We start from the raw sequence: 16863 nt of genomic DNA, 5'->3' as shown, positions 1-16863 counted from the left end.
GATTCAAACGATCTTCGGGGTGAGGCGAAAATCCTCGACCGGCGGTGAAAGCCCGCGAGCTGGAGGTTTCTCCGGCAGAGTCTGTGTAATTCAGACGCCGACGGTATAGTCCGGATGAGAGAAGATTGCATTAGAGTTGATGAAAGCCCGTATGGGTAGGGCTGTCATCTGCTGTTGTGTTTTACCCCGAAGTGTACTTTGGGGATTTTTTTATGCCCGAGCGGACAGACCGCGAGTTCATGGCGCTGGCTCTTGAATTGGCCTCACGGGGCCGGTATCACACTGCGCCCAACCCTATGGTTGGGGCGGTCATCGTCAAGAAGGGCCGCATAATTGGTCAGGGCTATCACCGCCGCGTTGGGGGTGATCACGCCGAAGTGGCTGCCCTGAAGAACGTCGCCCGTTCGGTGCGCGGGGCTACCATCTATGTCACCCTCGAACCATGTTGTCATACCGGCCATACTGGCCCATGCACCAAGGCTATCATAGAGGCTGGTATCAAGCGCGTCGTTGTGGCCGTTAAAGACCCCAATCCTCAGGTAAACGGTAAAGGTCTTCGAGCGCTTCGGAAAGCCGGTCTTACCGTCGAAACCGGACTCATGAGAACTGAGGCGATCCGCCTCAACGAAATCTACTTCAACTGGCATCGACATGGTCGGCCGTTTGTAGTTCTCAAAATGGCGCAATCGCTTGATGGTCGGATAGCAACCCGGACCGGCTCGTCGCAATGGATCTCGTGCCCGGCCACACTCAAGCTTGCCCATCAACTTCGAGCCGAATTCGACGGTGTCGTGGTGGGGATGAACACCGTTGCGGTTGACAATCCATCTCTTACTGTTCGCCGCGTCAAGGGTGCCAATCCGTATCGTATTGTCCTGACCTCGTCATTGAAGTTCCCACGCAGGTGTCACCTGCTATTGGATAATGATGACTACAAGACAGTAGTTGCGGGACCGGCGGCGGCGAACGAACGATTTGCCAAAACAAAACGCGGACAGAACCTCATCTACTGGAACCTGGCCGAGAAGCCCAACGGCCAGCTTGACGTGGCCGACCTCGTGAAACAGGCAGGCAGCTTCGGTCTGAGATCGCTGTTGATTGAGGGTGGTCAAAACGTGGCGACCGAATTCCTGAAACTGAACCTGGTCGATAAGTGTGTGATCGTAATAGCCCCGAAAATAGTAGGGGAGGGGATCAATGCTATCGGGGATTTGAAGACGCAGGTTATGGCAGATGCATTACAATTAGAGAAACACGAATTCCAACAACTGGGAAAAGACTGCGTGGTGATCGGCTATCCAAGGAAGAGAGCTTAGTTGTGTTCACGGGTTTGATTGAAGATATAGGCACGATCGTGGATCTCCCTGCGCGGGGAAACTATCGTTTGCTGACAATAAAGTCGCCTTTGGTCGATTCTGATCTGTCCATCGGTGATTCCATAGCCTGTGACGGAGTCTGTCTGACGGTTACCGAGCTTGGGGCTGGTTCGTTCACAGTGGAAGCTTCCCAGGAAACGGCGGAGAGGTCGATTCTACATATCTATCGACGCGGTTCGTTGCTTAATCTCGAAAGAGCACTTCAGGTCGGTTCGCGCGTGGGCGGCCATTTCGTGACCGGTCATGTAGACTGCACAGCAAGTGTTGCCAAGGTAGTCAGAGTTGGAGAGTCACTTGAGATAGTAGTACAGTACGATCCAAAGTTTGACCGGCTGGTGATCGAGAAAGGATCTGTCGCTATCAACGGTATCTCACTGACCGTCAATCGTGTTGATTCCGGTCGCCTCAGTGTCAATTTGATCCCCCATTCGGCGACGGCCACAACGGTCTCACAGTGGAAGACGGGTGATGAGGTCAATATTGAGTTCGATATGTTGGGAAAGTATCTGCTAAAAATAAATCAATATTCTGAAAACAACGGTTTAACTAAGAATAAGCTCTTTGAGAGCGGATGGTGATTATGGCTGACAAAAGAATATTCAACACTGTGTCGGAAGCAATTGAAGATATCAAAGCCGGCAAGTGTATCATTGTTGCCGATGATGAAGATCGCGAAAACGAAGGCGATCTTATTATGGCGGCAGAGAAAGTAACGCCCGCAATGGTGAACTTTTTTGCCACCCACGGACGCGGTCTTATCTGTGTTTGCATGCCCGAGGAACGCATGTCAAAACTCCAGTTGCATCCGATGGTGGACCACAATACCGCGCTTCAAGGGACTCGTTTCGCTGTCTCGGTTGATGCTGTCAATGACACTACCACCGGTATTTCTGCGTCTGATCGCGCAGTTACAATTAGGGTTCTGGCGGATGACAATGCTCGGCCGGAGGATCTGGCGCGGCCGGGACATGTTTTCCCAATCCAATCGGTTCCCGGAGGAGTACTCAGGCGAGCAGGTCATACGGAGACTTCCGTGGACCTGGCCCGGATGGCGGGACTCTCCCCGGTGGGATTGTTGTGCGAGATTTTGGATGACGATGGTTCAATGGCACGGGTACCGAAACTGCATGAGATCGCGAAGAAACATGATCTGAAGTTCATCACTGTTCGTGACCTGATTGCGTACCGTCATAGAACTGAAAAGCTGGTGCGGGAGATTGAATCCGTTATGTTGCCAACTCATTTCGGTGATTTCAAATTACACATGTACTCATCCGAAACTGATGACGAAACTCACATTGCTCTGACCAAAGGTGATATCTCCGGCAAGAAAGACGTTTTGGTTCGAGTTCACTCTAGTTGTTTCACCGGGGATGTGCTTGGCTCTTGTCGTTGCGACTGTGGCGATCAACTCCACGCCGCTATGCGTCAGGTCGACCGGGAAGGCAGCGGGGTGGTTCTTTATATGTGTCAGGAAGGCCGCGGTATCGGGCTGGTCAACAAGATCAGAGCTTACAAACTGCAGGAGAATGGTCGTGATACGGTCGAGGCCAATGAAGACCTGGGTTTCAAGGCGGACCTGCGCGACTATGGTACAGGGGCGCAAATCCTGGCCGATCTCGGTTTGACATCAATTCGACTTCTGACTAATAATCCTAAAAAGGTTGTTGGTCTTAAAGGATATGGTCTTGAGATCACAGAGCGAGTACCGCTCGAAGTGGAGCCGACACGGTTCAACCGGACTTATCTTGAGACGAAACGGGATAAAATGGGACATATTCTCCACCTCAAGAAGATGAGGGCTTAGATGATGGGTTACAAAACATTCGAAGGTAAGTTACAGGCTGAAGGATTCAAATTCGGCCTTGTTGTCAGTCGGTTCAACAACTTCCTGACCGAGAAACTTATGGAAGGCGCGGTCGATTGCCTTGTAAGGCATGGAGCCTCTGAAGAGGACCTTACGGTAGCCTGGTGTCCGGGGGCGTTTGAGGTGCCGTATGTTGCCGCTCGGATGGCCAAGTCCGGCAAGTATGATGCGGTCATTTGCCTCGGAGCGGTAATCCGGGGCGCTACTCCTCATTTTGACTACATTGCCAACGAAGCGACCAAAGGTATTGCCAAGCTGGCACTCGATTCCAACCTGCCGATTATCTACGGCATGGTCACCGCCGACACTCTGGAGCAAGCTATCGAACGCTCCGGCACCAAGGCCGGCAACAAAGGTTGGCATGCGGCTGAGGCGGCAGTGGAACTGGTCAATCTCTACCGAGTGATGGACTGACGATGGGGGAATCACCTCGTCGTCACGCACGAGAGCTTGTTTTGCAAGCTCTTTATGCCAGCGAATGTTCGGACGAAGATCCGGGCATCAAGCTTCAACGGTTGCTGGAGAAAGAAACCATCAGCGAGAACAATGCGCTTTTCGCTCGTGAGTTCTTTGCCGCCGTTCACAGGAACAGCGACAAAGCCGATGAGCAGATCACAGCGCTGGCGGCCAATTGGGATATTAACCGGATGGCTGCAATTGATCTCATCGTTCTCCGAATGGCGATCGTGGAATTGATGGAGTTCAAAAGTGTTCCGGTGAAAGTTGTTCTCAACGAGTCCATTGAGCTGGTCAAGAAATACTCCACCGCCAAATCCTCTCGATTCATAAACGGTGTCCTGGACCAGTTCGCAAAAAACCTGAGCAGTATTAGCGACGAGGGGTAGACAAAGTATCGGGTAGGATCTGGGTGCCCCACAGCTTCGGGCTTGTTGAAAAAGTTAGATATGTCGTTCATGACCCTTCGACTCCGCTCAGGGTGACTTGAAAGACAACATGTTGCAGTTTGTCATGCTGAGCGGAGTCGAAGCATGTTTCAATTATCTGGGTTTATCAACAGGTTCAGTTCGTCAGTAGGGCAGAACCCCTCTTGGTGGTTCTGCCAATTCGGTCGGGTGGCCGGCTCAAACTTGTTTGGGCCGGATGATGAGTGTTCGGTTTTTGGAAACAGTAGGTCAGGCCGCCTGTCGGCCTGACATTGAGCATAACCATCAAGCGGCAAGCCGCTTGACCTACCAGACTTTGTAGCCAGATCCGCGCCATCCCCTTGCCATTTTGGACGTCATTCGCTATATTGATCCAGAAGGGTAATTACACAGCGGGATATTCCAATGCGATGCGTTCTGATAGTTTTCATGGTAATCTTCTGGGTCAACACTTCTGGGATGGCACTTGATCTGCAATTGGAGCATGCCAACGCAGTGCATGCGGATGACTACTCGCTTTTTCCTGCATTCTACAACGGTTGGGATGATGAGGACAGTCTGGTGTGTGTTGGAGAATCGCACGCCGTGCACCCATCGGTGCTTCATTTTCCAAACAGCTTGTGGGGGTTCAGATACTGGATTGCTTATACACCCTTCTGCATATCGGAGAACGACGAGAACCCACATATAGCGGTTAGCAATGATGGCATGAACTGGGAGGAATTCACCTCATCTGGCGATACTTTGCGCAATCCGATCATCGATGCATCCGCAATGAACTGTACACACCTATCCGACCCAGACCTTGTTATCGAAGGGGGCGAGCGGCTCTGGCTATTGTTCAGAGTATCAATAGAACAGGCTGGTTTTGACGACCATTCGATTTGGGCGATTCACACATCAAACGGATTGGACTGGAGCGAGCCAATTGAACTGCTGTCGGATAGTATCCTGGGTATGGGGACAATATCGGCATTCGTCTCTCCTTCAGCGATAATTGATACAAGCGGTACCTGCAAAATGTTCGTGGTAGAACCACTGGCTAGTGGCACCACTCCTCTGGACACGTCTCGAGTGGTGATGTATACGTCACCAACCATGGGTGGGCCGTGGCAGTTTGTTGATACGTGTGATTTCTTACCCTCCAGTAATACAATGAAAATCTGGCATCTGGAAGTGATATCGAGTGACTCCATGAATCTTCTTGCGCTGGTGACAGAATCCCCAAACGGGAGGTTGAATTTTGGCGATTCCGCTGAGTTGTTCCTGGCGTACAGCGAAGACAAAGGCTCAACATGGGATGCACAAGAGGAACCTCTTCTGTCATGGTCCAATGATACCACCGCATGGTATGGAGCTTATGTGTATCGTAGTAGCGGATGTTGGATCGACTGTGGCGGGAATCAACTGTTGCGTTTGTTCTATTCAGCCCATGCGCGTTCGGTGAGTTATGGTGGTTCAGGTACCGGTTGGCAAACAGGACATACATTTGTCACATTCGATACAAGTATGAAACCGATTGTCATTGAAATGAATATCGACGGCATAGTATCTTCACAATACGTCATCAATCACACACCACTTATTGAGTGGAGCTACTTTGATCCTCTCGATGCCAAGGCACAAACTCAAGTCGAGGTCGCGGTCGGAACTGATGATGATTGGGAATATTCTGAGATGTGGAATCCGGCTCCATTCGTGGCCTCGGATACTTTCCTGACCTACTCCGGTCTGGCGCTCGAAGATGGCGTGACTTACTACCTGCGGTTGAGAGTGGACAACGGTACCGCATGGTCTGACTGGTATAACACCTTCTTCCGTATGAACTCGGTGCCGTCGATTCCCGTGCCGTTATATCTGCTCGAAGACGACGTGGTCAATAATACTCCCATACTCTGGATTGCTAACTCAATTGATGATGAGAATGATCTTCTCACATATGACTTCTCAGGATTTCATGATACCGATTGTGTCACTCCCAATATTGATCTTCTGGGAATCGTAGAAGGATCAGATTCAACAGGCGGGCAGGTCGTTGATCCCCTGGGTGAGGGTTGCATCTACTGGTGGAGTGCAAGGGCATATGACGGTTATGAATACTCTAATTGGTCAGTGTCACAGAGGATCTACATTGACGGTACACCGGAGGCTCCTACATCACCACAGGCCAACTTCCCACCCGATACTGGCGGGATGCCAGTGTTTGAAATGCTGACTAACTTCATGTGGAGTAAATCGTATGATGGTGATCCGTTTGATACAGTGCGCTACAAGCTTGAGATTGCAGTTGACCCGGCGTTCAGTTTCGTCAACACAACAGACTCGATATTGACTACGGAGTACTCGGTAGAGGATTCCCTGACCTTTGGCACCCACTATTGGTGGCGTGTGACAGCCTGGGATACGGACGGTTTGTCAACAGTTTCATGGAACACGCCTGACTTCTGGACGTGGGAACTTGGCGACCTTGATCATTCACACGAGGTCAACGTAGGTGATCTGACCTTTCTGGTTGCGTACTTGTTTACTGGTGGCACTGCACCGTACCCGTTGTTTATCACAGATATCGATGGCAACTGTACGGTGAACATCGCCGATTTGACATACTTGGTGGCTTACCTGTTCACCGGTGGCCCTGACCCCGCCATCGGGTGTGAACCAGAGTTGCCGCCGGAGTGATGGTATCTCAGATTACCAGACTACTTGTCCTGATTGTCTGAAGACATTCAATAGCGGTTTGTGGTATTGTCTCAGAGACCGCTACTTAAGTCGATTCGAAATAGGAGAGAATATAGACAACATCTATTTCTGGAGGTAGTACTATGAAGCGCGCTCTGTTTCTCTGTGTGGTATTCGTTCTTCCATCATTATGTTTTGGTCAAACTTGTGGTGACCTCAATGATGATGCGAACATCGATCTCGACGATTATAGCTGGTTGACCGACTACATGTTCCACGGCGGCCCCTTGCCTATCGGTGATGCTGATATGGATGAATGTGGTTCGGTGAACATAGGTGATGCATGGTATTTGATCCAACACCTTTGGGTGGCGGGTGACCCTCCTTGTGAGGGTTCTGTAACCTGCGTGTCGCCAACAGGCGGCAATAGCATAGACCTTGGATGTCCGATCGTAGTCCAAGAGCTTACCGGTGATTCAATCCCCATTCCGGTCTATATGACAAATACCGATACAATCCGCTCTGCGTCCCTTGGCTTCACTCACAACTCGGCGGATATCGAGATCACATCGGTCAGCTTTATTGGTTCTATGACCAGTACGGAAGTGGGTCGTGGTTTCAGCGTTGATCCGTCTAAGAATGAAGTCGTAATCTACTGGAATTCCGCCTATGACCAGATTCGGCCCCAAACAGGGGGGCTTTTTGCTACCATGTGGGCTCAGGTACCCATGGACACGCCGGATCATTTAGTGGATTTTGATACGACTTTTGTGGGACCGGCTTGTGAGTTCCTGTTGTGTCCGGTAAATGGCGGTGTGTTAACGCCGGCTTACAACGATTGTGGAGAAATTGATTTGGTGATTATGACCTCTCATCCAAAGTGCGGCGATCTGGATTGCGGCGGCGACATCAACATTGCCGACCTGACCTATCTGGTTTCGTATTTATTCACGGGAGGCAACCCGCCGTGTGATCCTGATGGCGATGGCTCGCCCGAGTGCCTCAAATAGCAGTAGCCACTTACAGGAGATCAATCTTACAGACAATTACAAGGGTTGTCGTTATCTTGATCTCAGAATGAGCAGGCTTACACGAGCCCAGGGACGCCTACGTATATATTCACGGGACGTCAACGTAGCTGATCTGACTTATTTGGTGGGTTATCTGTTCACCGGCGGTCCTGACCCCGCCATTGGGTGTAGCCCGGAAGTTCAGTAGTTGTAGGGAAGAATCCCCTGTTGTTCTGCTATTAGTTCGGGTGGCAGGCTCAAACTTGTTTGGGCCGGATGATGAGTGTTCGTAGGGCAAAACCCTGCGCTCCTGCCAGAAAACAGGCGATGCCTGGCGGAACCGCTAAGAAGGGTTCCACCCTACGAGTATTATGCCCAAACGAGTTTGAGCATGCCACCCTGCCTGAATGATAGGCCACCCAGCATAATTGATTAGGATTATATCCAGAACACTTGTAAAAAAACGATTCGCGTGGGAGGAAGCAGCGTGATTATTTGCTGGACAGAAGCCTGACATGTTGGTATATTCGACGTCTTTGGTGCTCAACGACTTAGCTTTTTAAGTTGGAAGGCAATAATAAGCATCCGCCGGAGGAATGTAGCAGTAATATCATGCGGCTCCGTGTGTCACAACAATTCGATTATACCAATGCCGTTGTTGCCGGATTGGTTTGGGTTTCATCGCTGGCAATCTATTGCCTGACCGTAGCCCCCACCCTTTCTTTCTGGGACTGCGGCGAGTTCATCGCTGCTTCTCATATTCTTGGCATACCTCACCCTCCGGGAACGCCGCTCTATATTTTGTTTGGCCGTCTGTTTACTCTTCTGCCTTTTTGGGACGATGTCTCGCTGCGGGTCAACATGCTGTCCGCCGTCTGTTCCTCGATCACGGCCGTGTTTGGTTACCTTATTGTTGTGCGATTTCTTCGGATTTGGTTCGGATCCGAGACTGGCTCTTTTGCACGGATGCTGATTTATGCCGGGGGTGCATCAGGAGCTTTGCTGGCGGCCTTTGGGTTGACCAATTGGACTAACTCGGTTGAGGCTGAAGTTTACGGTATGGCGATGATGCTGATGCTGGCCGTGATATGGTTGACCCTGATCTACCGGGAACAGTCCGGAACGGCTCCGGGATACAGAGTGATGGCTCTTACTGTTTTTCTTGGTATCCTCGGGATAGGTGTGCACATGACAGTTTTTGTGGCTGTTTTGTTTGCCGGTCTGTTTTTTGTCATAAAGAAATCAGCGCCGGTCGAAACCTGGTATCTGATAGCTGTGTTTGTCCTGTTTGAGCTATATCTGATCTTCGCGCTGTCATCGCGGGTAAATGAGATTCCATATTTTGTGCCGGTTATAGTCGTTGGCATTTTGTATTTCTTCTACATATTCTCCTTCGAACGGGTGCCGAGAGTACAGCTTCTGGTCGGCTTCGGATTTCTTGTGGCGGCAATGCCACTCTTTTCGATGGCAGCCGCCAATCTCGGAAGCAGTTCCGATGGTGTGGCAGACCTTTCAAGGGGGAGTAGCATGACGACTTATATAGGAGTCGGAGTACTGGCGCTGATGACCATCTGGGCAATTGTAGTCGTTCTCCGATGGGTCAATCGTCGCACAAAGGTCGGTGGCTCATTCCCGGCGTTGGCCCCCGCCGGCTTCGTGATAGCAGCATCGATTGCAGTTGTCTTGTTACACATTCCCAAGGGTCTGATACCATTTCTAATTTTGTCTTCGTTAGTGGTTTGTGGGCTGTTGTTTGTATTGCGAAGGCAACTGCATTGGTCATTCTTGATCGCACTATTGGGAATCTCGCTGATTGTTGTAGGTTTGAAGCTATTCTTCATCGGCGTATTAACGGCTATGATAGTGATCATCGGATTTGGCTTGACGGGCAGACTGTCCGGATGGAAACCGGCGGTGGCGCTTCTTGTCTGTGCTGTTATTGGATTCTCGGTTCATCTGTTTGTGCCGATCCGTTCCGCCCAGCAACCGAACATCAATGAGAACAACCCCTCCGAGAGCTTAACCGCGACTATCGGATTCCTCGAACGAAAACAATATGGGGCACAAAACATGCTGGCCCGGATGTTCCAGCGACGGGCAGAGTGGATCAATCAATTTGGTGACTATCGGCGTATGGGTTTTTGGCGATTTTTCAAACAGCAATATGGAATGCCGGGTCCGGCTTCGTTGATGTTGGTTTTCGTGGGTGTGTTTGGGATCTGGGAGATAGTGCGCCGCCGTCCCAGGATAGGTCTTCCATTCGTGGTGTTGCTGTTGATTGTCTCGGTTGGTTTGATTCTGTATATGAACTTTGCCGATGGAACCCGTCAACATCCACGAACGGGAATGGACTACCTCGAAGTTCGCGACCGTGACTATTTTTTCACTCCAGCTTTCATTCTGTTTGGGATGGCGGTCGGAATTGGCCTGACCGCATTTGTTCAGACCATTCGGCGTAGCACCGTGAAATTTACGACGATATCGCGCCAGGCTATCCCGGGGATGGCGATGATGTTATTCCTGGTCCCGACGATCACGGTGGCCAACAATTATCACTACTGTGATCGATCCGGAAATGTCATACCGTACGACTATGGTTGTAATCTTCTGGAATCGATGCCACCCAACGGCATACTACTCACTCATGGTGACAACGACACTTTTCCTTTATGGTGTCTTCAGGAAGTATATGGATTGCGACCTGACGTGTCGGTGGTCAACCTGTCTCTGTCCAACACGCGGTGGTATATTAAACAGCTACAGATGAATATGGGGCTGGACCTCGGATGGACCGACGCGGAAATAGACCAACTCAGATCAATTCGCACGGCTGACGGACGGGTGTTCCGTTTGCAGGATCTGGTGATTGATGCCCTTGTCGATCGGTATGCTCAGGAGAGGCCGGTATGTTTCTCGGTGACTGTTGGTTCCGGCACTCGTCGTTACCGTGGTCGCAAGGCTGATTCAATACTTAGCCTTAAGGGTTTGGTGTGGCAGGTTTCTCAGACCCAACAGCCGCTTGAAGTTGATGTTGATGCCAGTGTTTCGTTCTTCCTCGACCCGGACCGATTTCGTGCTCGTGGAGTCAATGATCCGAGCATTCACCAGGATGAAGCCACTCTTCGTCTGACCCGCAACTATGGCAATGCTTTTTTAGTAGTGGCCGATACTATACGCAAGGCGGGCGATCTGGAGAAAGCAGCCGAGTTGGCACGGATGGCCGTCGAGAAGATTCCTCATGCTGGAGACCCGGTGACATTCCTGGCTTCTATCTATGAGTCCCAGGGAAAGGTAGATGAAATCCTCTCGCTGATTGATGAGACCTGGGCAGGTGATCGAAGGTTGTTGGAAACGACATTGGCTCGGGCCTATCGAGGACAGGAGAACGACACCGCTGCGGAGGAAACGCTGAATTCATTGCTGGCAAGCGATCCGACCTATCGTCCGGCGTTCGAAGAATTGATGCGTCTGTATTTCGAGAATCAACGCATGGCGAATATGCGTCAACTCATGCAATCGTGGCTTCAATTCAATCCGGCTGATAAGAGGGTGAGAGAAATGCTGAAGGAACTTCAGGGCAAAGTTCAGTCCGGGATACCAGCCGATGAGGTGCGCCAATGAAGATATTGGCTCTCAATTGGAACGATTTGGCGAATCCATACGCTGGAGGAGCCGAAGTGCATCTTGAGGAACTTCTGCAGCGTCTTGTTGTGTACGGACACGAGGTCACGCTGTTTTGTTCCGGATTTACTGGTTGTCGAGCAGAGGAGATGATTGAAGGAATCAGGGTGATCAGGCGCGGTAATCGTTTTAATTTCAATTTGGTGGCACCTTTTCATCTACGTCGTCTGGCCCGCGAGAATGATTTCGATTTGCTGATAGAAGACATAAACAAGATCCCGTTCTATACTCCTTTTTACCTTGATCTGAAAACGCTCGTAGTAGTACCTCATCTCTTTGCGACCACGGTGTTTCAGGAGATTAATTTCGTGCTGGGGACATATATTTATCTGGCTGAACGTCCCCTCGTTTCGGTTTATCGTGGACGACCTTTTAACGTTATTTCCGAGTCAACCGCCAATGATCTCGTGGCTCGCGGTATTCCTCGTGAGGATGTTTCGGTAATTCACTGCGGCATTGATAGTGATCTGTTTGCCCATGATCCGTCGATTCCCAAGTACGAGCGTCCGACCGTTCTGTATCTCGGACGCATCAAAAAATACAAATGCATACAGGACCTGGTGCAAGCATTCGACCTCGTCAAGAAACGAGTCTCAAACGCCCGTCTGATGATTGTGGGAGCAGGTGATTACCTTGATCCTCTGCGTGAACAGGTACGAGAATTGGGTCTGGCAGAAGATGTTGAGTTTCCAGGCTTTGTCTCGGTTGAGAACAAAGTTGAGCGCATGAGGCGTGCCCATGTAGCCGTGCTTCCGTCACTTAAAGAAGGATGGGGACTCACTAACATAGAATCCAATTCTGTTGGAACTCCGGTTATTGCCGCCGATGTCCCCGGACTGCGAGATTCGGTGCGTGATGGCGTGACCGGTTATCTATATGAGCACGGCAATATCAATGAATTGGCGCACAAGATTGAGAGTATCCTAACCAACGAATCCCTGCAATGTACGTTGCAAAAGGGCGCACTGGAGTGGGCGGCAAGATTCAGTTGGGACACTGCGGCCAGGGATTTCGAGCGGTTAATCTTGAACCTTTCCAGGGACAAAACATGACCCTGCAAGCTAAGAAGCTTCTGTATCTTGTTATTGGCCTTGGCATCTCGGCTGTGTTGCTATGGGTGCTATTTAGGAATATCAACTTCAGTGAGCTGGGAACGGCCCTCAAGGATGCCAACTACCTTTGGCTGATTCCGAACGTTGCCTTTATTTTTCTGACCATGTACCAGCGAGCTTATCGCTGGCGGGCCATGGTGAAGCCGATCACTCATGTCACTTTCCAGCGTTTACTGGCAGCGACCTGCATCGGATTTATGGCCAACAATGTTCTACCTCTCAGGCTTGGGGAGTTCGTGCGGGCATATTCACTGGCTTCTCGCGAAAAGCATATTACCAAGTCGGCTTCACTGGCAACGATCTTCGTGGAGCGGATGGTATTCGATTTAGTAGCATTGCTATTGATATTTGGGTGCATTCTGTATTTCTCCGATTTATCGTTGGATCCTGGGATGGTGCAGGGACTCACCATTGCTGTCGGGATCGCCCTTGTAGGGATCATGTTCATTCTGAGTCTTGCGCTCAAGCCAGTTCAGGCTGGACATCTGATGACGCGCTACCTGTTCTTTGTGCCTGACTCGGTGAAAGAGTCGCTTGAAGGCATAGTGATGAAGTTCTCTCGTGGACTGGAATTTCTCACGGATTTTCGCAGTGTCGCCTCAGTCGGTGTTCAGACTCTAATGATCTGGCTATTGATGGGATTCGCGAACATATTCGTTTTCAAGGCCTTTGGTCTTGATTTACCGCTCGATGCTGCCTATGTCGTCCTGGTCATTGTTTCTATTTCGATTCTGGTACCATCTTCTCCGGGATTTGTTGGCGTTTATCATGCCGGAGCGGTCTGGTCAATGATGCGTTACGGCGTATCCCAAGCCGATGCTCTTTCCTGTGCGTTGGTGCTTCATGCAACGCAGTACATTGTGGTAACGCTGCTGGGTTTCTATTTCCTCAAGAAAGAACATCTCTCCCTCAAGCACCTTGAGGAAGAAGCCTCTGAAGGCGGGGAAGTGACATGAGCGCATCGAAATCTATCTCTCCACGGGAGTAGGGAAAATGCAGAGCCGTACTTTCAGACGTACGATCTATTTGATCCTGATTCTGTCAGTGGTATTGAGAGTCGGCTTCCTGGCGTCCGGGGATGTCCTGCCTGTGATGTGGGATGCCCGCCGATACGCGGCTGCCGCGCTGGGGTTGATTTCACTGATTGATCAACCAGCTGTTGAAACCGTAGCCGATGAACGCGAAGATCGTTATCGTTTCAAGCATTATTACGACAAGTACATTCAGGGTGAGAAAATCGAATGGCTTTCATACAGCCCGCATACTCTGACCCAGGCGCGTGAAGAATTATTCATTAGCGGTCCGCTGTATCCTTCGTTGCTGGCCTCCATATTTGTTATGACTCCATCGGCGGATTTTACATTCGTTCGGATACTCGGTATTTTGTTTGACCTGGCGGCGAATCTGCTTCTAATAATGGTGGGCGTGCGACTGGTGGGCCGTTTACCGGCCCTGCTGGCAGGAATTGGATATGCCATTTATTTCCCATTCGTTCTGTCATCCTCGATGATACTGTTGGATACTTCTACAAATTTCTGGATATTGCTTGCATTGTATCTCCTGTTAAGAGCTTTCGAGAGTAACAGCCGCGCCTGTCTGTTCTGGGCTGGAGCCGTAACAGGGCTACTCATTCTAAACAAACCGACTGCCATGTTGCTGGCCGGTCCATTGTTGGCCGGAATGTATTTCTATGTGCGTCCAACCTGGCCGACAGTTGTCATTCTCAAGCGTATCCTCTGGTATGCCGCACCGCTGGGTGCTATCGCTGCCATCTGGGTTAGCATTGCCTCTGTCCATTATGGACAGTTGGCAGTGCGCGATCCCGGATATGCTGCAGCCAATCTGAGGCAGTCGTCTTCCATCGAATTCGAGGGATATGATCTGGACAAAGTAGGTGACGATTTCTGGTCCCGTTCGGTGACAGAGGGAATGATAGCTGATCCAATGGGTCTGGCCGGGTTGGTTGTAAAGAAGTTTGATCGCCTGTGGCGACGACCATACAACGACTTCCGACGTACACTGGTTGTACCCTACCAGGTCGGTGAGATTATGCATCTTGCCATTGTTGTGCTGGGTCTGGCCGGGTTGCTGTTATTGTTGCGGCTGGAGTTCAGACTGGCGGCATGGTTGCTTTTTATAATCGGCTATTATACTCTTATTCATGTCGTTTTTCATTCCAACTCACGATACAATCTGAACGCCATGCCAATGGTGCTACTGGCAGCCGGCCACTTCGTGGCTCTCCTTGGGGCTAGCTGGCGGACCAATCCGGTTAGCAGTAGCTGGCGTCTGGTCGGGGTGGCAGTGCTGTTACTGGCGACCTGGCAGTTTGGTCCGGGCTGGATCAACACTCTATTTGGTTCAAGTGTTAGTCGTGAACTGGTCATTGGCTGCTTGATTTTGAAAGCGTTATTGCTGGCATCGGGATTTTGGATTATCGGTCGGTTGCTTATCTACGACGGACACCCTAGGGGAACGCTCCTGATGACCGTTGGCACGGTCGTTATCATTAGCGTAACCGGCTGGACTATGACTCTCGACCGGGATCGCTGGTCTGAGTTTGAATGTCGCCTGACAGATCCCCACATGGTGGCTGGAACCCGTATCTATATTAGCCACCCTCCGGAGCTTGGGGAGGGGGATATGTTGAGCGTTGTGGTGGATATCAATACTGATAGCGATCCTGAGACGGAGTTAGCGATTACCCTGGGCGACTGGACACAGCAATTGAGTTGGAAGGACAATCGATTAAGAAGCCTCTTCTATCCCAAACCGACTTATAGGTATTACTCGGAGTTGCTGCCACTTGGGGCGGAAGCTTTTCGTCAGTACCTGTTTATACATTCGTTACCGCTTAGCGTGTTGGATCGAAAGGGCTTTATCGATATCCAGGTGTCCGCCGTACAGAATGAAGATAAGGCCTGTATCTCGCTCTGGGGTAATTTCCAGCATTCGGATGACAAGCACTATATTCCGGCGGTCCGATTTACCAAATCCAGCTTTACCAGTATTGAACGATTTGTTCATGAGGATGATCCTCGTATTCAGGTGCCCGTGAAATACCTGTCAGATTCCGCTGTATCCTATTATATTCCACATGACGAGATGAATCTGGCGGGGGGAAGTGATCTTTCGCCAGAACCCGGGATTCAATCCGGGCGTTACAATATATTCCTGTTGTGTATCAGAGCCGACAGTAGTTTTGAGGTTTACTAAACAGAGTGGCATAAGGACAAGCGATGATAAATATTGGCGTGATCGGTTACGGTTACTGGGGTCCTAACCTGGTTAGGAACTTTAATGCTCTCGATGATACGACGGTCACAGCTGTTTGTGATTTGCGACCGGAACGATTGGAAGTAGTACGCAGACAGTATCCCGCAATGAAGCTCCTCACCTCGGATGCCAATGAAATTCTCCACGCAAATGACATTGATGCTGTGGCGGTTGTAACGCCAGTGTCTACGCATTTTGCCCTGGGACAAGAGGCGCTCAACAACGGTAAACATTTGTTCATGGAGAAACCGTTCACAGCTACCGTTGAGCAAGCCGAGCAGTTGATCGAACTGGCATCGAAAAAGAATCTGCGTCTTATGGTGGACCATACTTTTCTCTACACCGGCGCGGTCGAAACCATCAAACGCTACATCGATACCGGCGAACTGGGCGAGTTATACTACTTTGACTCGGTTCGTGTTAACCTGGGGTTGTTCCAGCATGATGTCAATGTCATTTGGGACCTCGCTCCGCACGATGTTTCGATTATGGATTACCTGCTGGACCGTTCTCCGCGAGCTGTGGCCGCAACCGGAGTGGCTCATTTTGATTCCGGCATTGAGAATATTGCCTACCTGTCAACCTTCTACGATAACAACCTGCTGGGGCATATACATGTCAACTGGCTGGCGCCGGTCAAGGTGCGCAAGACGATCCTTTCCGGGTCAAAGAAAATGGTTATCTATGACGACATGGAACCGCACGAGAAGGTCAAGGTTTATGACAATGGCGTTGATATGTTTCCTGACAAAGACCAGATATATAACTACCAGATTCAGTACCGAACGGGCGATATGCTGGCACCGAAGGTCGATCTTACCGAAGCGTTGCAGAGAGTGACGAGTGAGTTTCGCAACGCCATCGAAGAGAATCGTAACCCCCGTACCGATGGCGCGGCGGGTCTCAGGGTTGTGCGCATCCTTGACGCCGCTACGAAATCGATCCGCTCCGACGGCAGCCTGATTGAGTTGGAATAAT

The 16863-nt window shown here is 50.5% G+C and carries 12 protein-coding genes and 1 riboswitch; all 12 genes read left to right on the top strand.

Annotated elements, in window-relative coordinates:
• Positions 1–6 precede the first annotated feature (6 nt).
• A riboswitch (FMN riboswitch) is annotated at positions 7–130 on the top strand.
• A gap of 82 nt (positions 131–212) precedes the next feature.
• Positions 213–1316 carry a bifunctional diaminohydroxyphosphoribosylaminopyrimidine deaminase/5-amino-6-(5-phosphoribosylamino)uracil reductase RibD gene (ribD, locus tag KOO62_00200; GenBank protein ID MBU8932403.1) on the top strand — a complete coding sequence of 368 codons (1104 nt, stop codon included), beginning with the start codon at positions 213–215 and terminating at the stop codon, positions 1314–1316.
• Positions 1317–1330: 14 nt separating this feature from the next.
• Complete coding sequence (locus KOO62_00195) at positions 1331–1954, top strand: riboflavin synthase (GenBank protein ID MBU8932402.1); 624 nt, start codon at positions 1331–1333, stop codon at positions 1952–1954.
• Positions 1955–1971: 17 nt separating this feature from the next.
• Positions 1972–3183 carry a bifunctional 3,4-dihydroxy-2-butanone-4-phosphate synthase/GTP cyclohydrolase II gene (locus KOO62_00190; GenBank protein ID MBU8932401.1) on the top strand — a complete coding sequence of 404 codons (1212 nt, stop codon included), beginning with the start codon at positions 1972–1974 and terminating at the stop codon, positions 3181–3183.
• Between the two features lie 3 nt (positions 3184–3186).
• A complete protein-coding gene (gene ribE, locus KOO62_00185) occupies positions 3187–3657 on the top strand; it encodes a 6,7-dimethyl-8-ribityllumazine synthase (GenBank protein ID MBU8932400.1) in 471 nt (156 codons plus the stop codon).
• A 2-nt stretch (positions 3658–3659) separates the two neighbouring features.
• Positions 3660–4088 (top strand): transcription antitermination factor NusB, encoded by a 429-nt coding sequence (gene nusB, locus KOO62_00180; GenBank protein MBU8932399.1) that lies wholly within the window; start codon positions 3660–3662, stop codon positions 4086–4088.
• A gap of 444 nt (positions 4089–4532) precedes the next feature.
• Positions 4533–6806, top strand: coding sequence for a hypothetical protein (locus tag KOO62_00175; protein MBU8932398.1), 2274 nt, complete (start codon positions 4533–4535; stop codon positions 6804–6806).
• Between the two features lie 143 nt (positions 6807–6949).
• Positions 6950–7816 carry a hypothetical protein gene (locus KOO62_00170; protein MBU8932397.1) on the top strand — a complete coding sequence of 289 codons (867 nt, stop codon included), beginning with the start codon at positions 6950–6952 and terminating at the stop codon, positions 7814–7816.
• A 612-nt stretch (positions 7817–8428) separates the two neighbouring features.
• Positions 8429–11437, top strand: coding sequence for a DUF2723 domain-containing protein (locus tag KOO62_00165; GenBank protein MBU8932396.1), 3009 nt, complete (start codon positions 8429–8431; stop codon positions 11435–11437).
• Complete coding sequence (locus KOO62_00160) at positions 11434–12549, top strand: glycosyltransferase family 4 protein (GenBank protein MBU8932395.1); 1116 nt, start codon at positions 11434–11436, stop codon at positions 12547–12549. Before KOO62_00165 ends, KOO62_00160 begins: the two co-directional genes overlap by 4 nt.
• Entirely contained in the window at positions 12441–13565 is a 1125-nt protein-coding gene (locus KOO62_00155) for a flippase-like domain-containing protein (protein MBU8932394.1), read from the top strand. Before KOO62_00160 ends, KOO62_00155 begins: the two co-directional genes overlap by 109 nt.
• Positions 13566–13602: 37 nt before the next feature.
• Entirely contained in the window at positions 13603–15825 is a 2223-nt protein-coding gene (locus tag KOO62_00150) for a glycosyltransferase family 39 protein (GenBank protein MBU8932393.1), read from the top strand.
• A gap of 23 nt (positions 15826–15848) precedes the next feature.
• Positions 15849–16862 carry a Gfo/Idh/MocA family oxidoreductase gene (locus KOO62_00145; GenBank protein MBU8932392.1) on the top strand — a complete coding sequence of 338 codons (1014 nt, stop codon included), beginning with the start codon at positions 15849–15851 and terminating at the stop codon, positions 16860–16862.
• Position 16863 lies beyond the last annotated feature (1 nt).

It is taken from the genome of Candidatus Zixiibacteriota bacterium, from assembly GCA_019038695.1.
Classification (GTDB): Bacteria; Zixibacteria; MSB-5A5; order GN15; family FEB-12; genus B120-G9.
This window is presented reverse-complemented; position numbering and strand designations above follow the sequence as displayed.